General features: G+C 65.9%; 17 protein-coding genes. 6 read left to right on the top strand and 11 right to left on the bottom strand.

The genetic code is table 11. The annotated features are described in order from the left end of the window. Positions 1-81 precede the first annotated feature (81 nt). The 6 genes from EDF57_RS20605 (at position 82) to EDF57_RS20580 (ending at position 4616) form a co-directional block, all read left to right on the top strand. Positions 82-795 (top strand): 2OG-Fe(II) oxygenase, encoded by a 714-nt coding sequence (locus tag EDF57_RS20605; RefSeq protein WP_134095602.1) that lies wholly within the window; start codon positions 82-84, stop codon positions 793-795. Continuing rightward, positions 785-1441 (top strand): DNA oxidative demethylase AlkB, encoded by a 657-nt coding sequence (alkB, locus tag EDF57_RS20600; protein ID WP_134095601.1) that lies wholly within the window; start codon positions 785-787, stop codon positions 1439-1441. The genes EDF57_RS20605 and alkB overlap by 11 nt, the downstream gene beginning before the upstream one ends. After that, positions 1423-2016: a DNA-3-methyladenine glycosylase I gene (locus EDF57_RS20595; protein WP_132265861.1), complete on the top strand. Its 594-nt coding sequence runs from the start codon at positions 1423-1425 to the stop codon at positions 2014-2016. Before alkB ends, EDF57_RS20595 begins: the two co-directional genes overlap by 19 nt. 65 nt (positions 2017-2081) lie before the next feature. Continuing rightward, complete coding sequence (gene rpoZ, locus EDF57_RS20590; protein ID WP_132265859.1) at positions 2082-2426, top strand: DNA-directed RNA polymerase subunit omega; 345 nt, start codon at positions 2082-2084, stop codon at positions 2424-2426. Positions 2427-2712: 286 nt separating this feature from the next. Further along, entirely contained in the window at positions 2713-3501 is a 789-nt protein-coding gene (locus EDF57_RS20585) for a ParA family protein (RefSeq protein WP_134095727.1), read from the top strand. Positions 3502-3575: 74 nt separating this feature from the next. Then, on the top strand, positions 3576-4616 hold the full coding sequence (locus tag EDF57_RS20580) for a DUF3667 domain-containing protein (protein ID WP_134095600.1): 1041 nt from the start codon (positions 3576-3578) through the stop codon (positions 4614-4616). Between the two features lie 4 nt (positions 4617-4620). Here the strand turns inward: EDF57_RS20580 and EDF57_RS20575 are convergent, their stop codons facing one another. The 11 genes from EDF57_RS20575 to EDF57_RS20525 form a co-directional block, all read right to left on the bottom strand. Next, entirely contained in the window at positions 4621-5004 is a 384-nt protein-coding gene (locus EDF57_RS20575; RefSeq protein WP_134095599.1) for a hypothetical protein, read from the bottom strand. Positions 5005-5233: 229 nt separating this feature from the next. Continuing rightward, on the bottom strand, positions 5234-7792 hold the full coding sequence (locus EDF57_RS25850; protein WP_208324913.1) for a TonB-dependent receptor: 2559 nt from the start codon (positions 7790-7792) through the stop codon (positions 5234-5236). 459 nt (positions 7793-8251) lie between these two features. Beyond that, the gene (locus EDF57_RS20565; RefSeq protein WP_243841174.1) at positions 8252-9379 is read right to left on the bottom strand and encodes an alpha-hydroxy acid oxidase; all 1128 of its coding nucleotides are present in this window, start codon (positions 9377-9379) and stop codon (positions 8252-8254) included. Then, positions 9376-10056: a Fe2+-dependent dioxygenase gene (locus tag EDF57_RS20560; protein WP_134095597.1), complete on the bottom strand. Its 681-nt coding sequence runs from the start codon at positions 10054-10056 to the stop codon at positions 9376-9378. The genes EDF57_RS20565 and EDF57_RS20560 overlap by 4 nt, the downstream gene beginning before the upstream one ends. Before the next feature lie 101 nt (positions 10057-10157). Next, complete coding sequence (locus EDF57_RS20555) at positions 10158-12563, bottom strand: TonB-dependent receptor (protein WP_134095596.1); 2406 nt, start codon at positions 12561-12563, stop codon at positions 10158-10160. 125 nt (positions 12564-12688) lie between these two features. Continuing rightward, a complete protein-coding gene (locus EDF57_RS20550) occupies positions 12689-13588 on the bottom strand; it encodes an FAD:protein FMN transferase (protein WP_134095595.1) in 900 nt (299 codons plus the stop codon). Positions 13589-13725: 137 nt separating this feature from the next. Next, the gene (locus EDF57_RS20545; protein ID WP_134095594.1) at positions 13726-14601 is read right to left on the bottom strand and encodes a DUF4198 domain-containing protein; all 876 of its coding nucleotides are present in this window, start codon (positions 14599-14601) and stop codon (positions 13726-13728) included. A 57-nt stretch (positions 14602-14658) separates the two neighbouring features. After that, positions 14659-15144 carry a DUF2271 domain-containing protein gene (locus EDF57_RS20540; protein ID WP_243841173.1) on the bottom strand — a complete coding sequence of 162 codons (486 nt, stop codon included), beginning with the start codon at positions 15142-15144 and terminating at the stop codon, positions 14659-14661. A gap of 33 nt (positions 15145-15177) precedes the next feature. Then, a complete protein-coding gene (locus EDF57_RS20535) occupies positions 15178-15825 on the bottom strand; it encodes a PepSY-associated TM helix domain-containing protein (protein ID WP_134095592.1) in 648 nt (215 codons plus the stop codon). 370 nt (positions 15826-16195) lie between these two features. Then, entirely contained in the window at positions 16196-17710 is a 1515-nt protein-coding gene (locus EDF57_RS20530; RefSeq protein WP_243841172.1) for a glycoside hydrolase family 27 protein, read from the bottom strand. 56 nt (positions 17711-17766) lie between these two features. After that, the gene (locus EDF57_RS20525) at positions 17767-19185 is read right to left on the bottom strand and encodes an amino acid permease (protein ID WP_134095591.1); all 1419 of its coding nucleotides are present in this window, start codon (positions 19183-19185) and stop codon (positions 17767-17769) included. Positions 19186-19203 lie beyond the last annotated feature (18 nt).

Below are 19203 nucleotides of genomic sequence, written 5' to 3'. Positions count from 1 at the left end.
TCCCGGCCCGGCCATCTGCAAAGAAGTTTGACCGCAAGGATCGGATCGCTATCGCCGGGCGATGAGCTTAGGCGCTGCCCGATGATCGAAAGCACGTACTTTTCCGAGGACGCCGCCGCCTGGGCGAATGCCGAGGCCCAGCTCGACGGCGAAGGATGGGCTTTGCTGCCTGGCCTCCTGGATCCAGCCGAATGTGCGCCGATCGCGGCGCTTTACGATGTTTCCGGCCCGTTTCGCAGCCACATTCACATGGCGCGGCATGGCTTCGGGCTGGGGGAATATCGCTATTTCGCTTATCCCTTGCCGGATCCGGTGCAAGCCTTGCGCAAGGCGCTCTACGCCCGCCTGGCGCCGCTTGCGAACCGCTGGAACGAGCGCATGGGCCTGACCACCTGCTTCCCGCCGGACCACGAGAGCTTCATCGCCCGCTGCCATGAGGCTGGCCAGCGCCGTCCCACGCCGCTGCTGCTGCAATACGGGCCGGGCGACTATAATTGCCTCCACCAAGACCTTTACGGCGAACATGTCTTCCCGCTGCAGGTAGCGGTCCTGCTGTCCGCGCCCGGCCGGGATTTCACCGGCGGAGAATTCGTCCTGACCGAGCAGCGACCGCGCATGCAGTCGCGGCCGATCGTGGTGCCGCTGGCACAGGGCGATGCGGTGGTCTTCGCCGTCAACAATCGGCCGCAGCGCGGATCGCGCGGGGACTACCGCGTGACCATGCGGCACGGCGTTTCCAAGCTGCATTCCGGCAAGCGGCATACTCTGGGGATCATCTTCCACGATGCAGCCTGACCTGTTCGCCGAAAGCCGCGAAGCTATCCCGCTCGGCCCCGGCGCCGTGCTGCTGGGCGGTTTCGGACTGGCCGAGGCTTCCCTGCTGCTTGCCGAGATTCCCCGCCTCGCCGCTATTTCACCGTTCCGGCACATGACGACCCGCAGCGGCGGGCGTCTGTCGGTCGCGATGTTCAATTGCGGCGAGACCGGGTGGGTCAGCGATCGCAAGGGCTACCGCTATCAGCCGCTCGATCCGGAAACGAGGTTGAACTGGCCGCCCTTGCCGCAGGCCTTCCTGTCGCTGGCCGGGCGTGCCGCAGCGAGGGCCGGATATGATGGCTTCCTGCCCGATGCCTGTCTCGTCAACCGGTACGATGCGGAGACGCGCCTCTCGCTGCACCAGGACATGGACGAGCGCGACCGGGAGGCGCCGATCGTTTCGGTGTCGCTGGGGCTTTCGGCCAGCTTCCTCTGGGGCGGCCTCGCGCGCGGTGACAAAGTCCGGCGGCACCGCGTGCACCATGGTGACGTGGTGGTCTGGGGCGGGCCCTCGCGACTGGTTTTCCACGGACTGGACAGCGTGGAGCGCGGGCACCATCCTGAGACAGGACCCTGGCGCTACAACCTCACATTCCGGAAAGCCCGATGCCGAGAGACCTCGTGACCGAAACGATCCACCGCTGCCGCTGGGCCGAGGGCGATGACCGCATGCGGGCCTATCATGACGAAGAGTGGGGCGTGCCCATCCGTGATTCCCGTGCGCTTTGGGAAAAACTGGTGCTGGACACGTTTCAGGCGGGGCTGTCGTGGCGAACGATCCTTCACAAGCGCGATGCCTTCCGTGCCGCTTTCGAGGGCTTCGATCCCCTTCGCATCGCCGCCTATGGGCCTGCCGAGATCGAGCGGCTGATGGGCGATGCCGGTATCGTCCGCTCGCGCGCCAAGATCGAGGCCACTATCCGCAACGCCCGCGGTTTTCTGGACATGCAGGAGCGGGGCGAGGATTTTTCGGCTTTCGTCTGGTCCTTCGTGGACGGCGATCCTGCCATGGGTGACGGGACCGGCAGCGCGGCGCGGTCGGCTGCGGGCGATGCGCTGTCGGCGGCGCTCAAGAAACGGGGCTTTGGCTTCGTCGGCCCGGTGGTCGTCCATGCCTGGCTGCAGGCGGTGGGCGTGGTCAACGACCACGAGACGACGTGCTTTCGCAGGGACGCTGTGGCCGGCGCGCAGATTTCTTGACTTTGCCCGGATCGGGGCTTATCGGGCCAGGTTCACCGATCCACCAGATTTTATACGGAGTGCCCATGGCGCGCGTTACCGTCGAAGATTGCGTCGACAAGATTCCCAACCGCTTCGATCTGGTCCTTCTTGCCGCGCAGCGCGCGCGCGAGATTTCGGGCGGTGCGGAACTCACCCTCGAGCGCGATCGTGACAAGAATCCGGTCGTCGCCCTGCGCGAAATCGCCGAGGAAACCGTCACCCCTTCGATCCTCAAGGAAACGCTGGTCACCTCGATGCAGCGCGTCCTGCCGGATGACGATGACGAGATGGACGAAATCGGCTCGCTCAGCCAGTCGGCCGAAGCCCTGCGCATCACGGCCTCGGCTCCGACCCGTAACACTTCGCTGGGCGGCGACTACGACGGCTGATTTTCCGGGCTGACCGGGAAACCGGATTCAGCCCTTTCAGTCGATCCCGCGGCATTTTCGGCCCGCGCTTCCTTCCGGTTCTCCCATGCAGTGCAGACTGCGAGAGACCGGATGAAAGCGCGGGCCGTGCCCGTTTGGCCGGGTGGCCATTCGTCCCGTTCAAATGCCCTGGGCCATAATACCAAGGTTCGCGGTTGACGGATGGGCCGTGACGGGCAACGATCTCCGCGTGGCTGGAAAGAAGAACAAGTTGCCCCGGATCGCCGGCGGATCGGCGCGGGCGCGGATGCTGTCGGCAGTCGCGCGTGAGGACGAGGATGAGGGGCCACGTCCGGAAAACAGCGCGACGATCGCCATCTACAGCGTGAAAGGCGGCGTCGGTAAAACGACGTTCGCTGCCAACCTGGCCTGGTGTTCGGCGCAGGACGGGCATTCGACCTTGCTCTGGGACCTCGATGCAGCGGGCGGTTCCGGGTTTCTCTATGGCCTCGAACCTAAGGGTTCGGGACTGGCCGAGGATGTTTTCTCGCGCGATCGATCGCCCACGCGCCTGATCCAGCGCACAGCCTGGGACGGGATCGACGTTCTTCCTGCAGACGAAAGCATTCGCGCGCTCGACGCCCAGCTGGTGCGCATCGGCAAACGTCGGCGCCTGGCCAAGCTCACGGAGGAACTGGCCGGAAACTACGCCCGGATCGTGCTCGATTGCCCTCCGGTGATGAACGAGCTGTCCGCGCAAGTGGTCCGCGCGGCCGATCTGGTGATCGTGCCGCTGCCGCCATCGCCGCTTTCGGCACGCGCCTTCGATCTGGTCGTGCGCGAGATTGCGGGCAATACCCGGCGTCATCCGCCGATCCTGCCCGTGCTGTCCATGCTGGATCTGCGGCGCGCCCTTCACAAGCAGGCGCGCGACGCCAACCCCAATTGGCCGACCGTGCCTTATGCCAGCGCGGTGGAACAATGCGCGGTGCACCGCCAGCCCGTCGGCGCGCATGCCCCGCAAAGCCCCGCGGCGCAGCAGTTCGCCCGGCTGTGGAATGCCATCGAAGCCAAACTCGCCGAGCGGCGGGCCTGACGCGGGCTTCTCTGGAACGACTGTTCAGGGCGGCGACAACGCGGTAGGTTCATCGGCGTTTCAGGGGGAAACGCATGAACGGGATCTCGGAAAGTCTCGCGGAAATCGGCCAGGGCACTTTGACTGCCTCTGCCGTGGACCCGGCGCAAGCGAGCCAGAGCCATACGCATGAGACGGCCTGCCTCAATTGCGGCACGCCTCTGATCGGTACGCATTGCCACGCTTGCGGCCAGGCGGCCCATGTCCATCGCAGTCTGGGCGCTTTCTTCCACGACCTGCTGCACGGCGTGTTTCATTTCGAGGGGAGGATCTGGCGGACGCTGCCGATGCTCGCCTGGCGGCCGGGGCGGCTGACCCGCGAATATATCGACGGACGGCGCGCCAGCTATGTCTCGCCGATCGCGCTGTTCCTGTTCAGCGTGTTCCTGATGTTCGCGGTTTTCCACGCGCTCGAAGGCAGTGAGGGCGGCGAAACGCCGGCCGTTCGCAGCGGCGATCTCGACAAGGCGATCACCGGCACCGAGGCCGAACTCGGCGTCTTGAAGGCACAGCGGCAGAAACTGAAGGACAGCCGCGCCGATACAGGCGACTTGGACCGCCGTATCGACGGCAGGGAGCAGGCGCTGGAGGCGATGAAGGACACCCGCTCCGCCATTGCCGAGAATATTCCCGATACGCGGCGGTTCAGCGATTTCCACCAGATCGACAAGGCCATCAGGAAGTTCAAGAAGAACCCCGAACTCGCCGCCTACAAGCTGCAGACTTACGCCTACAAGTACAGCTGGGCATTGATCCCGATTTCTGTGCCGTTCCTGTGGTTGCTGTTCCCGTTCAGTCGGCGGTTTCACCTATACGACCATACGGTTTTCGTCACTTACTCGCTCTGTTTCATGACGATGCTGGTGATTCTCGGCATGGTGATGGACTGGCTCGGCGCCAATGCACTGCTGGCCGTGCTGTTCTTTCTGCCGCCGATCCACATGTTCAGGCAGTTGCGCGGGGCTTACGGCCTGGGCCGCTTCGGCGCATTGTGGCGGACGGTGCTGCTCGTCTGGTTCTCCTCGACGGCGCTGATCATCTTCTTCGTGATGATCATGGCACAGATCAGCCTCTGATCGGTCAGGATGGGCTTTCGGTGAGCGCTCTGGCCCGGCGGGTCTGCTTGAGCGTCAAGGCGACCATGATCCGGGTCGAGCGGATCGCGAGATCCAGCAAGCGACCGCGCGGCTCTTCGCAGGGGAGGGCGGCGGCGCGGGTGGCCGGTCCTTCCAGCAGAGCCACCATCAGCCGTTCGTCCGGGGAGAGGCTATGCGACCTGCCCACCCGGAACGGGCGGCCGAGCGCGCCTTCGAACAGGAGGCAGAAACTGTCGATCACCGGCGCCAGCACGACGCAGTCCAGTGTATCCAGGCACGAGGCGAGGGACGGCTGTGTGGGGCGATCCTGTCGTCGAGCGTGCCGCCAGCACCGCGCCGCATCGACCAGCACGCTCGGTGGCAGCATGGCCGAGAGGTGAGCAGGTGCGAGCGGAGCAGGTGCAGGCCGGATTGGTGAAGGCCGGATTGGTGAAGGAAAGTGCAAGGTCATCGTCAGGCACTCCAGATCGCCAAATCAATGCTATTGCAAATCATTCGCAAATACCAGCCTTAACTTTCCCTTCCCGATGCCGTTCGCTTCAGGCCTCGATCCGGCGAGGCGAAGGCGGCGGATCGGGCCGCCTTCGCCCTGTCGTTCAGAACCGGGTGTTGCCGCCCGAGCGCTGCTGGCCTCCAGGAGGTCCCGTGAAGAAGAGCTTGCGGAACGTGATCTGGAAAGCCCGGCCTACCGGGTCGAGGTAGTAGGGCGAATAGGCCAGCGGCGTATTGCCGTTGCCGTCCCGCACTTTCTGGCGCGCATCGAACAGGTTGGCGACGGAGAACGTCACCCGCGCCCCGCGCAGGAAGGGTATCTTGTCCACCAGCTTGGGCTGCTGGCCCAGGTCTGCAAAGAGGCGCAAGTCGAACTTGGCGAAATCCTCGAAGCGGAGTTGGGTGGTGGGATAGCCGTCCACGCCGTCGACCGTGGTGCCGCTCTGCCAGCTGCCGGTGAGGCGCAGGCCCAGCCCGCTCTGGGAATAGCCGCTCTGAAGTTCCAGCTTGTGGCGCGGGGTGCCGCCGCTGCTGGCGCCGATCGTGCCGCCGTCGAGCAGGTCGATCTCGGGTTGCCCTTCGCGCAGCACGACGCGGTCCGAGAAGACCCAGGTGTGATAGAGCGAGAACGTCAAGCGTCCGCCGCGTCCGCCGCCACCGCCGAACCCGCCGCCGCCGAAACCACCGCGACCGCCGAAACCACCGCCGCCTGGGCCGCGTCCTTCGCCGCCACTCCGGCCTTCGCCGCCTCCCGCCTCGGTTCCGCCGTTGTTGCCGGGAGCGCTCGCCGCTGCATCGGGCGAGGCGCCGCCCGGCGCGTCACGCCCGGCTGCGGCGGTGTCGCCCTCGCCGGGCGGCGGCGGGGCATCGTTGTCACCCCCGCGGCGACCGGGAAAGCCGTTCGGGAAGCGCTTGCGCATGCTTTCGCGCATGGCATCGATCTGCGATTGCGGCGTCTTGAGCGACTTGGTGAAGGTGATGCCCATGCGCAGCTGGGACTTGTCCTCGCTGGCGATGTTGATCGGTCGCAGGTCCACGGCGACCAGTTCGCCGTCGGCATCGCGGGCGAAGCGTTCGGGGAAGGCGGCGACAACGGCCGGGGTCGCGCCGGGCAGGGCGGTCACCTGATTGCGCTGCCAGGTGCGGTTATAGTCGAGGTTGAGCGTGATGTTGGGATCGTTCAGCCGGAACGTCCCGCCCAATCTGAAATTGCGCATGCCCGCCGCCTTCAGGTCGGGATTGCCGCCGGTCACTGCCGTCACCCGCACGGATTCGCCGCGCGTATAGTCGAAGATGTCGACATTGGCCGTGGTGATAACGGCGCCGCCGAGCTGTGCGGCCGTGGGGGCGTTCTGGTCGTCGCGGTAGCTGGCGATCAGGCTGAACTGGCTCGTGGGGTTCCATGTCAGGCCGCCGCCGAACGTGCGCAAGGTCCCGAAATCGCCGATCTGGCGCACGGCGGCATTGGCGTTGAGCGAGATCCGGCCCGCACCCGGGAACAGCGGCACGGCGCGGCTGCTGAGCGGAATGTCGATGTTGATGGAGGCCTCGCCCTGGTCGCGGCCGACGCTGGTGGGCTGGGAGATGCCGAGGCGGGTCACCGTGCCGTCCGAACGGTCGAGATTGCCGCCCAGCTTCATCGTCGTGTTCACGGCGCCCGCGGGCAGTTGCAGGGGCGAGGTGGTGGCGACGAGGTTGAGTTCGGCGCTGTCGGTGGAATTGCGCGTCTGGTTCACCGGCAGGAAGTCGAGGAATTCCCCCGCAACCGGCAGGGAGGGATCGGCCAGCGGATCGCCCGCGGCTACGGCAGCAGCATAGTCGGCCAGGTTCAGCGGGCGCTGCTGGATCGAGCGGGTGTCGCTGTGGTCGTAGTTGCCGATGACGCTCCACTGCCATTTCTGGGTGGTGCCGTTCAGCGTCAGCCCGAGGTGGCCGGTCTGGGTGCTGTTGCTGTTGCGCAAGGGCGAAAGCCCGTCGACGGTCGGCAGGAAGGTCTCGTCCGCGGTGCCGCTGGCATAAGGGCTGCCGCCGGGGATGGTGACGTTGGGCACCGCGCTGCCGCGCAAAGCCTGGGTGTCGGTGGTGGTGGCCTCGCCGTTGAGCGTGGCGATCCAGACATGGGATAGCGGCTTGGCCCAGGTTCCGGTGAGCGTCAGCGCTTCCGATTCCGGGCGAAGCGTGCGGTTGTTGCCGTCGCCGCCACTCGTGGCCAGGCCGCGCTGGGCCTCGGTGATCGGATTGGCGTGCGAATAGTTGGCGTCGATATTGACGCGTTCGCCGCGGCGGATCGCCAGGAAATCGCCCTTGGTATTGACGCCCAGCCCGTCCCCCTGGGTGCCCAGCTTGCCGCCGCCTTCGACGGCGAAGGCGCGGAAACGCTGGCGCAGGATGATGTTGACGACCTTCTGATTGGCCGAATAGCCGTACTTGAGGGCCACTTCCTCGGGCAGGATCTCGACGCGCTGGATCGCCTCGGTCGGGATCGTTCCAACTTCGCGGAAGCTGGCGATGCGACGACCTTCCAGCAGCACGACCGGCGCACCGCCGCCTGCGCTCTCGGTTTGCGGCGCCAGTTCTTCGAGCAGCTCGGTGACACTGGAAACACCCAGGGCGCGCACGTCGCCGGCATTGAAGGTCACTTCGGGCGCGATATCGCCGATCACCGAGCCGCGCGGCTTTTGCCCTGCGACGACGATCTCGAATTCTTCGCCGCTTTCTTCGGGGGCGGCGTGGACCGGAGCGCTCGTTGCAGGGGTGCTCGCTACAGGGGCGCTCGTCGTGGGAGCATTCGCCGCAGGTCTATTCGTCGCAGGTGTTTGTTGGGCCGGTGTGGACGCCGAATTCGCGGCAGTGCCGGAAGTCGATTGCGCATGAGCAGAGACGACAGGCCATGCCACCAGGGCGGCCGACGCCAGCAGACCGAAACGGAGTCGCACCACTTTCGTAATTCCCTCATCTTGTTTTGTTGCTGCCATGACAAAGTTCGCGCCCTTTGGGGCGTCTCAATTTGTATTAATTGGTGACAGCGCCGCACCACTTGCCGCCTCGCCTAACCGAGCGGCGGAGGTGGCATGCCTTTGCGGAGATTTACGGGAGATGAGTGGGTGCAGGAAAGCGCGGTATCACGCGCCGGAAAGGGTAATGACTCGCTCCCGCGTGATATCGGCAAGCCTGGGGCAGCCGAGCCCTGCCATGGTCACTTCCAGCTCGGTGCGCAGCAGGTGGATCGCATGGGCGACCCCCGGCATTCCGGCGACTGCCAGGGCGTGCATCTGCGGCCTGCCGATCAGCACGGAGCGGGCGCCGAGCGCCAGAGCCTTGACCATGTCCGTGCCCGACCGGAATCCGCCATCCACCAACAGCGGTATGCAGCCGTCCACCGCGGCCGCCACATCCTCGATCATGTCGAGCGCAGTCGGCAGCCCGTCGAGCACCCGGCCGCCGTGGTTCGAGACAATCAGCCCGTCCGCGCCGAGGTCCACGGCGCGGCGGGCGTCTTCGCCCAGGACCATGCCCTTGACCAGGATCGGCAGGCGCGTCGCTTCGCGAAGCCAGGCCAGGTCCTCCCAGCGCGGCGCGGCATCGGCCAGCGGCGTGCCGAGCAGGATGCGCCCGCCCGGGGTGGCGGTATGGCGGGGCATAGGCATGCCGGCGAGGTTCGCCGCGGAGACCCCCGGCGGCAGGGTCATGCCGGAAAGCTTGATCGCCGCATCTATGGTGAGCACGATCGCTTCGTAACCGGCGGTTTCCGCGCGCCGGACCAGATCGAGGCTGTGGCGGCGGTCCGGCTGAAGGTAGAGCTGGAACCACAAGGGCGCTCCGTCCTTGCCGAGTTCCCCGGCGAAGGAACGGCCCGCTTCGGCAATTTCCTCCAGCGTGAAGCTGGCAAGCGTGCTGACGATCATGCCGGTGTCGAGCGCCGTGGCGGCGCGGACGATCGCCAGTTCGCCGTCGGGATGGGCCAGGCGCTGATAGGCCAGCGGGGCCAGCATCAGCGGGGCTGCGTGACGGCGTCCGAACAGGTCGAGCGCAGTCTCGCCGCCGCGCAGGTCCGCCATGGCGCGGGGGAGCAAACCCCGGCGGGCGAAGGCGGTGCGGTTGAGGCGCAGCGTCTGCCCTTCGCCCGAGCCTTCCTCCAGATGGTGCCAGGCCTCGACCGTGAAGTGATCGGCCGCGCGGCGGGCATAGTCGGCAAGGCTGCGCAAGTCCGCCGGGATCTGCGTCAACGGCGGCAAGGGCCCCTCGCTCACGTCGAGGACCATTGGCGCAGGAGGTTGTGGTAGACCTGCGTGAGCGTATCGACCGAGGCGTGTTCCGGATGATCGGCGGCGACGCCCTGGATCGCGCCGTCGAGTTCGAGCAGCAGCCGGCGGCGTTCGGGCGAGGCGACGAAGCTCTGGGTCCAGAAGAACGAAACGAGACGCGTGCCGCGCGTCACCGGGGCGACGCGGTGCAAGCTGCTGCCGGGATAGACGACCAGGTGCCCGGCCGGCAGCTTGACGCTGTGGGTGCCGAACATGTCCTCTATCACCAGCTCGCCGCCGTCATAGGTCTCGGGGTCGCTGAGGAACAGGGTGCCGGAGATGTCGCTGCGCAAGTGCTCGCCGGTGCCGGGGATCGGGAAGATCGCGTTGTCGACGTGGTTGCCGTAATGCCCGCGCCCGTCGTAGCGGCTGAAGCGGGGCTGGAGCACCCGCTGCGGCAGGGCGGCGGCGATGAACAGCGGCGTCTGCATGAGCCGCGCCAGCACGCGGTCGGCCAGCTGCTTTGCCAGGGGGTGGCCGAGCGGAAGCTGCTCGTTTTCCTTGACCTGCGCCGCGCGGTGACCGGCGGTGGCGCGGCCGTCCGCCCAATCGGCGCCTTCGAGTGCTGTGCGAATTTCGCGCACTTCCTGGGGCGAGAAAAGCTCTGGAATTTCGATGACCATGCGGCTTCTCTTGCCGAATTCCCGGGCGCTGGCAATCGCTGCGAATGAATTGCAGGAACCCGGCGGACGCCCGAGGGCGCCCGCCGGGCCGTTGGGACCTGTTACATCTTCGCGGTGAGGGTCAGTACTGCAGAGCGGGCATCGCCGGGCGTGGCCCAGCCTACACCGTTGCCGCGGATGCGGGTGTAGTAGAGCTTGTCGCCGATGTTCTTGACGTTGAGCTGCGCCGAGAAGTTGGGCGAGAAGTCATAGGCCAGGTAGGCCTGGTGGATCAGGAAGTCGTCGGACTTGACGGCACCTGCGGTCGGCGTTGCCACGGCGAGGACGAAGCCGTCCTGGTACGTGAGGCCGTAGCCCACGGTGAGGCCGAAGGGCAGGCGGTAAGTGGTGAAGAGGCTGCCCGAGTTCTTGGGCGTCTGCGGCAGGTACTGCCCGCTGCCCGGGTTCGAATTAGTAGGGCTGTTGGTGCAGGTTCCGGTTCCGGGGTTCGCGAGGCACGCATCGGAGACGGACTGCAGCAGCTTCGACTTGAGATAGGTATAGTTCGCCGTGATCGTCCAGGCCGGGGTAATCGTGCCCGAGGCGCCGAGCGCAATGCCGTCCACGCGCGACTTGCCATCGAGCTGCTGGTCGGGAACGGTCGGATCGCCGGAGATGACGGCGTATTTGTCGCGCTCGTTGCGGAAGGCCGAGGCGGTCAGCAGCAGGCCGCCGTCGAACAGCTCGCCCTTGACGCCGATCTCATAGTTTTTCGCCGATTCCGGATTGACGTTGCAGGTCGAGGAGGTCGCCCCGTTCTCGCCGGAATTCGTGCAGGCACCGTTGACCGAGTTCTTGGAAGGGGTGCGGGAATTGCCGTAGGCCGCGTAGATGCTGACGTCTTCGACCGGCTTGTAGTTCAGGCCCACGCGGTAGGAGAACAGCGTATCGGCGTTGCGGGTCCTGATGCCTGGCGTCACCTGGCCCTGGGTTACGGTCGCCGTGGTGGAGGGCGCTATCGCATCGGTGCGGGTGGTGCCCACATTGCGCTCCACGCGGGCACCCGCGCTGAGTTCGAACTTGCCCAGCTTCATCGTGTCGAACAGGTAGCCTGCGACGTTGGTCTGCTCCCCCACGGTGTGGCCGGTCCGGATGAAATTGACCGGGCCGGTGTAGACATTGCTGCCATACGTGAAGTTCGCAGAGGCCGGGCCGGCGATGACCTCGTTAGGATTGTCGATATTCATGAGCGGCAGGCGGGTGAAGGCGGCCGTGCCATCGGCATTGCGCAGGACATTGCCATTGTAGAGGTCGTACTTCTCCCAGGTCGCCGCGCCGCCGATGTCGATGGTGTGCTCGATCGCGCCGGTGTTGAACACCGCCTTGAGGTCGATCTGGTCGAACATCAGCTGGTTGCGGGTATCGCGCGTCGTGCCGCGCGGCCCGGTGGGATAGTAGTAGCCCGCCGGAACCGGTGTCGAGATCCCGGTGACCGTGCAGGCCGCGCCGGTCGGGGTCACGCCGCTGGCCAGGCACCAGGTGCCCTGCGGCGGATCGACTTGCGTCAGCTGGCGCGAATCCTGCCAGCGGGCAAGGTTGCGGACGGAGACGGTGTCGCTCACCTCATGCTCGAAGATCGCGGTGAGCTGGTCGACGTTGATGCGCTGCTTGTCGACATTGCGGAAGCCGAAATAGTCGCTGCGATGAACGCCCGGCAGACCTGATCCCGCGTAGTAGGGCACACCGTACTGGGGAATGTTCCGGTCTTCCTGGTGGTTGTATTGCAGCGTGAGGCTGGTCGGGCTGTCGATGCCGATCGTGACCGAGGGCGCCACGCCCCAGCGCTTGTAGTCCTCGACATCCCGGCCTGGCACGTCGTTGCGGTGCCACATGGCGTTGAGGCGGAAAGCCACGAGGTCGTTGACGCGCTTGTTGAGATCGACGGTGGCGCGATAGTAGTTGTCAGTGCCGATCCCGGCCGTCGCCAGGTACGCATCGTCAGGCTTCGGCCGTTTGGTGACGATGTTGATGTTGCCGCCCGTCGAACCGGCGCCGGAAATCACCGAATTGGCGCCGTTCGTCACCTCGATCTGTTCGAGATTGTAGGAATCGGTGCGGGTGATCTGGGCGCTGTCGCGCACGCCGTCGACCGTAATGTCGTTGCTGGCGCTGTATCCGCGGAAGGTGATGTTGTCGCCGGGGCCGGTGCCGCCTTCGCCGGCGCCGAAGGTGATGCCGGGAACCGTCGAAAGGACGTCGCGCAAGGTGAGCAGGTTCTGCTGCTCGATCACTTCACCCGAAAGCACGGTGATCGTCTGCGGCGTGTCGAGGACGGGGCGCGTGCGCTTCGGCGATTCCAGCACGCGACCGGGCTTCTCGTCGATTGCGGTATCGCTGACGGTCACGCCGCCCAGCACGCGCTGTCCATCAGCCTGCTGGGCCTGCGCGGCGGGGGCAAGAGCCGGGGCGATACACGAAAGCGCGAGGAAAGTGCGGCGCGCAGCCGCCGACGAAGGCTTGAAAGACATAATTCCCCTCATGACCGGATAATTCCGTTGCTGCGTCCGATAATGAGAGTCATTCGCATTCGCAATATGCTTTGTTACATTTGTATCGCTTTTGTTGCAAACGCGCCCCGGCGTTGGCTGACGCTTCAGGAAAGGGCGGCTTCGTTGTCGTCGACGATGAGTTCTTGAAGCGCCGGGCTGAGCCATTCCTCGATCCCATCGGCACTGCGGGTCAACGCACGGACCGCAAGGTTCTGCCGCAAGGCCAGAGCGCGCATGGCCTCCGCAGGCTCGACGCAGAGCGCGGTCGCCCAGGCATCGGCGAGCATGGCGGAGCGATGGACGACGCTGACCGCCATGGCCGTCTCGACCGGAATTCCGGTGCGCGGATCTATCGTATGACGCCCGCGAACGTAGTCGCCCGATGTGGCGACGGCGAGTTGGTGCAGGGCGATGCGCAAAGGCGCGACCCCGGCTGCGGGCGTCTCCAGGTCGACCCACCAGGGATCGCCGTCCGGCCGCAGCCCGGCGCCCACCAGTTCGCCGCCGATCTCGACGAGGAAATGGCTGCAACCCCGTCGCCGCAGGAGCGCGGCCAGCGCGTCGACGGCATAGCCCTTGGCAATGCCCGAGAGATCCAGGCGCAGGCCGCCCGGTTGCCGGAGCCGCTGCCGATCGTGGTCGAAGTCCAGGCGGCGATAGCCCGAGAGCTGGCGCGCACGGGACAAGGCCTCGGCAGAGGGCGGTCCGGCGACCCCCGCTGGCCCATGGCCCCAGAGATCGACGAGGCACCCGATGGCCGGATCGAAAGCGCCCGCGCAGACTTCGGCGACCGCCAAGGCCGCCGTCATCACGGCAGCGAAGTCCTGCGGCAGCGCGGTCCAGGTTCCGGCGGCAGAGCGATTGAAGCCGCCGAGCACGGAGTCCGCCCGCCAGTGGCTCATCTGCGCGAGAATGTCTTCAAGCCGGGCAGCGATGGCGGCGTCCAGTCCGGCCCGGTCGAAGCCGGCGGGAGCGGCGAGGCGCAGGCGCCAGTTCGTCCCCATCGTCTCTCCGGCGAGATCGACGACGGGAGCGTCCTGAAGCCAATCGGCCAGGCAGGCGGCGTCGATCTCGAGCGGAACGGCCAGGCGCGGGATCGTCCCCGCGCCTGATGCGATCGGCCTGGAAGTGTCGTTGCCGATCAGGGCGCGACGACTTCCACGGTGGCCGTGTAGCTCATCCGGCGCTCGCTCGCGCGCTTCTCGCTGGGCTTGGCGTCTGCGGCGCTGGCGTTGATCCAGTACATCCCGGCAACCGGCCACTTGACGTGCAGCACGCCGTCGGCGCCCGTCGTCAGTTCCTGCGCCTGCTCGGCCTCGCGGTACTTCTTGCTGCCCGGCACGACCGTGACTTTCACCCCGGCGGCGGGCTTGCCGTCTACCAGGAAGCGGAACTGGCCTTCCTCGTTGGAGACCAGTTCGTCGGGGTGCGTGATCGGCTCGATCTCGAGGCCCTTGGCGGCTGCCGTGAACACGGTCTTGGTGGGGGCGTCGGCAGTGACGTAGATGTAGTTGGCGGCAAGCGTCTCGACGAGCTTCACGTCGGTGGCATTGGCGGGGATGTCGGCGACATTCTCGATCCGCCGGGCAGGAGCGGCGCCCTGAGCGCCGGGGCCACCGGCGCCGGGCGCACCCATCGGCCTGCCGCGGCCGCCGAGGCGCCACTCCTCGCCATTCACTTTGAAGGTGCCCATCACGCCGGAGCGCTGAGTGCCGATCTTCCACGTTCCGGGCTTGTCGATCTTGACGTCGAAGGTCGAACGGTAACGCCCCGTGGCGGGGTTCTCGAGCTTGCCCACACTGCCGTCCGGTGCCCAGACGGTGACCTGGTCGGGGCTCATCGGGAAGTGATCGGGGTAGAACAGGTCGTTGGAGACGGCGGCGTCCACGGTCACGTATTCATCGGTTCCCGCTACCGTGGTCGTAGACGGCAGAAGCCACTGGCGATGGGCCGAGGCAGGCGAAGCGAGAACCGCAGCGACGGCGGCGGAGGCGATCAGGATATGGTTTCTACGCATTGAAAATCCTTGAAGATCGTATTCCATTATACTGGAAAATAGGGAAAATTGCGCTGATCAACGTACCGTGACGGCACCCAGCTCGCTGCTGCCGGAGGCCGAGCCGCCCTTCTTCACGGGAACCGAAATCGGCACCGAAACGAGTTCGCGTCCGCCTGTCTCGCGCGCAGCTTCTACCTTGAGGACATAATCGCCGGGCGCGAGGTTGGCGGGGAGAGGGACCTGATAGGTGCCCGGTGCGCGGGTGGCGCCGCTAAGGCCATCGGCGGGGAGCTGCATCGAGCGGCCGCCCTTGCGCCACCAGGTGCGCAAGTCGGCCAGCCACTTGGTGCCGGACTCGCGACCGGCCTTCTTGACGTCGTACCAGACGAAGACCGTTCGCGCGGCGCCTCCGGCGGCCGGTTCCAGCCAGCCGACCACGTAAGGCCGGTGGTATTCCGCGACATTGACGCGCGGGATGGTGATGCTGACCGTGGCGGCAGCGGCCGGGGCGGTCATCGTGCCGGCGACGAGCGCCGGGGCCATCAGGGAAAGCGCGGGCATTACCTTCGATGTCGTCATCGGTGCCTTCTTGTCTCAGTGGATGAATATCAGGGCGATCGCGAGCGGGATCAGCAGGCTCAGCCCCACCAGCGGCCAGGTCGAGGGCCGATGCCTGGCGTGAAGCTGGAGCAGGAACAGGCCCGTCACCGTGAAGATCACGCAGGCCGCCGCGAAGAGATCGATGAACCAGAACCACACGGAGCCGGTGTTGCGGCCCTTGTGCAGGTCATTCAGATAGGAAATCGCGCCGCGCCGCGTCACCTCGGCGGAAATGGCGCCGTTCGAACGGTCGATGCTGACCCAGGCATCGCGGCCCGGGCCGGGCATGGCGACATAGACCTCGTCTTCGGCCGACCAGTCCGCCGCGAAGCCCGAGGGATCGAGTGGAACGGCTGCCGCCACGGCTTTCGCCACCTCGGGGGGAAGTGCCCCGTTCCCGTCGCCCGGGGGCGGCAGGCGGCGCAGGAGTGAAGGGGCGATCTTGCCCTGGCTTTGCACGACTTGCGGTTCGGCGCCGATCGAGGCGGCGTGGTTGAGCGTGATTCCGGTGATCGCGAAAAGGAACATTCCGGCCAGCGAGACGGCCGCGCTTACCCAATGCCACGTATGCAGCTGCTTGAGCCAGAAGGCGCGCGCCTTCTTGTTTTTCTTCTTGCTCGAAGCGCTCTGCTGGGCAGGCATCGTCGAGCGACCGGAAGATGCGTGTGATGCGGGCGAAGATGCTCTGCCTAGCCCGTCGGAGGACTCCGAGTCCACCTTGTCCAGCACTTCGAGAGTTTCGCCCTGGCCGCCCAACTCGCTCGTTTCCCTCATGAAGAGGGGGCATGCGCGGCGATGCGAATATCGAATCCCGGCCCCCTCATGGCCGAGCCATTACTGCAAGTGCGAATGCCTCGCAATAACAAAGACTGCTGTGATGATAAGGATCGCTGCTGCGACCCTGGACCAAGGTGACATGCCGACCCACGCAGGGAGGGCTTGCTCCCGCGCGGGTCGGCATGTCAATTTTAGAAAGTCAGTTAGAAAACAACCTGAAATAACTGATTTGAATTCATTGTTTCAAAGTCAGCATCACGGCGCCGCGGGGTGGAACCGTGTAGCTGGAGGGTAGCCTGGACGATTTCGCGCCGGTCCAAAGATCCTCGACCTGAGAAACGGTAGCAAGAGCGGCATCGGCCGGGGTAAGGGCCAGCGAAGCGGCGGTATCGCCGCGGTTGAACAGGGCCAGGGCGACCTGACCATTGGCCAGCGGCTTGGCCCATACTTCCATGGAGCCCACTTTGCGCACGGCCTTGCCCTGTACGCCCTTGGCATCCTGGTCCACTGCGATGACGCGGCGATTGGTAAGCATCGCCAGCGTGGCGGCATCGGTTTCGCGCAAGTCATGGCCCATCATCAGCGGCGCGGCGGACATGGCCCAGAGCGTCATGTGGGTGCGATATTCGTCCGCCGACATCCCGCCATTGCCGACCTCCAGCATGTCCGGATCGTTCCAGCCATGCGGACCGGCCCATTCGGGCTTGCCGTTCTTGTCGAACCCGATCTTCGCCATCGTCGGATAGTCGTCGGTAATGTCGCCCGTCGTGCGCCACAGCTGTCCGCCAACATCGCGGCCCCAGCTGCCCACGTCGAAGCGGCCATATTCGCAGAGCGAGAAAATGAACTCGCGGCCCGTGGCCTGGAGCGCCGCGCCCATCTCATAGTAGCTGCGCTTCACGGTGTCCGCGTCGTCATAGAACCATTCGCCGGAGCACAAGTCGTACTTCAGGTAATCGAAGCCCCAGTCGGCGAACGTCCGGGCGTCGGTCTTGACGTGGCCGTAGCTGCCTTCGAAGCCTGCGCATGTGCGGGGCCCTTGCGAAGAGTAGATGCCGATCTTCAGGCCCTTGGAATGGACGTAGTCGGTCAGGGCCTTCATGTCCGGGAACTTGGCGTTGGGCTGGAGCACGCCATTGGCGTCACGCTTGCCTTGCCAGCCGTCATCGATGTTGACGTAGAGGTAACCGGCATCGCGAAGGCCCGATGAAACCATGGCATCGGCCATGGCGCGCACGGTCTTGTCGTCGATATGTTCGGCGAACTTGTTCCAACTGCTCCAGCCCATCGGCGGGGTGGCGGCGAGCGGGCTGGGGATCGGGGCGCCGAGCGGTGGCAGTGCCGCGAACTGGAAGGCGCGGGTTTTTGCCTCGGCAGCCTTGCCGCGACGGCCCTTGCTGTCGACGTCGGTTTCCCAGATCCGCCCCTTGAGGTGTGCCTGGCCGTCCTCCAGTGCGACGCTCCAGGGGCGGGTGAGGTGTTCCTTGTCGTTGAGGTTTCGGGCCTCGAACTTCAGCTCGCCGTTCTCGACGCGCGGGTTGATCATCTCGACCGGGCCGTACCACTTGGTGGTGACTTTGCCCTCGATCCTGCCGCCCCGGGAGGTGACTTCCATCATCGTCACGCCGGGTGTGGGCGGGGTATCCTCGAACACCCAGACTCCGTCATAGGTGGTCTTTGCCAGGGCTGGCGAGGCAAGGGAAAGGCTGGTGCCGAGAAGGGCAGCGGCCATGAAAAGGGCGCGTTTCATCGCGATCTCCTGGAGACTTGCAGGGAACTGTTGAGAAGGATTCGAGGTTCGCCGCGTCAGACGGTCGCGGCGGCTTCCCGGCCTGCCTCGCTGCGGCGACGGCCGTAGAGGAAGTAGACCAGCAGGCCGATCACGTTCCAGGCGCCGAAGCGGACGAGCGTGCTTTCGGGCAGGCTGAACAGCAGGTAGGCGCAGCCCAGGATCGTCAGGGTGCCGATAAGATAGGGCTGCGGGCAGCGGAACAGGCGGGTCAGTTCAGGCGAACGACGCCGCAGGATCATCAGGCAGGCACCGACCGAGATGAAGGCGATCAGCGTGCCGGCATTGGCCAGCTCCGCGATCTCGTCGAGCCGGAAGATGCCGGCGACGATGGCGATCGAAATGCCGGTCATCAGCGTGATGCGGGTCGGCGCACCGGTGCGCGGGCTGATCTTCGCGAGGCTGCGGGGCAGCAGGCCGTCGCGGGCCATGACGAAGAACACGCGGCTCTGGCCATACATCATGACGAGGATCACCGAGGGCAGGGCGAGCACGGCGGCCAGCGCGATCAGGTGCGCGGCGACGGGCTGGCCGAGCTGGCGCAGGACGAGAGCCAGCGGCTCGGGCGAATTGGCGAGCTGCTGGAAGGGCAGGGCGCCGATGGCAGTGATGGCGACGGCCATGTAGATGAAGGTGCAGACCACCATCGAGCCGACGATGCCGATGGTCAGGTCGCGCCCGGGGTTCTTCGCTTCCTCGGCCGAAGTGGCGACCGCGTCGAAGCCGTAGAAGGCGAAGAAGACGATGGCGGCGGCGGCCATCACCCCGCGCTTCTGGCCTTCCACTTCGGTGCTGCCGAAGCCGTAGGGCATGAAGGGCTCCAGATTGCCGCCATGGAAGGCCGGCAGGGCCATGACGACGAAGATCGTCAGCGCCACGAGCTTGATGATGACCAGGACGATGTTGAGCGTCGCGCTTTCCCGCGTGCCGGCAATCAGCATGCCCATCACCGCCAGGGCCACCAGCACCGCAGGCATGTTGACGATGCCGCCGCCATGCGGGCCGACCAGCAGCGCGTGCGGCAGGTGAATGCCTGCCGACTCTATCCAGCCGACCAGGTAGCCGGACCAGCCGACCGCCACCGTGGAGCAGGCCAGCGAATATTCGAGGATGAGGCTCCAGCCCACGATCCAGGCGATCGTCTCACCCATGGCAGCATAGGAAAACGTATAGGCGCTGCCGGCGGCGGGGATCATCGTCGCCATTTCGGCATAGGCCAGCGCCGCGCAGGCGCAGACGGCCCCGGCGATCGCGAAGGCCAGGATCACGGCCGGGCCGGCACGCTCGGCGCCGACGCCGGTGAGGGTGTAGATCCCGGTGCCGACGATCGCGCCGACGCCGAGTGCAATCAGGTGAGGCCAGCTCAGGGTCTTGGCCAGGGAATGCCCGGATTCGCGTTGTGAGAGTTTTTCTATCGATTTACGCGGTCCGAGCATGGATCCCCCTGGTTATGG

Source organism: Novosphingobium sp. PhB55 (genome assembly GCF_004368805.1).
Lineage (GTDB): Bacteria > Pseudomonadota > Alphaproteobacteria > Sphingomonadales > Sphingomonadaceae > Novosphingobium.
Note: the sequence above shows the minus strand (reverse complement) of the source record. Positions and strands in the feature narration are given on the sequence as shown.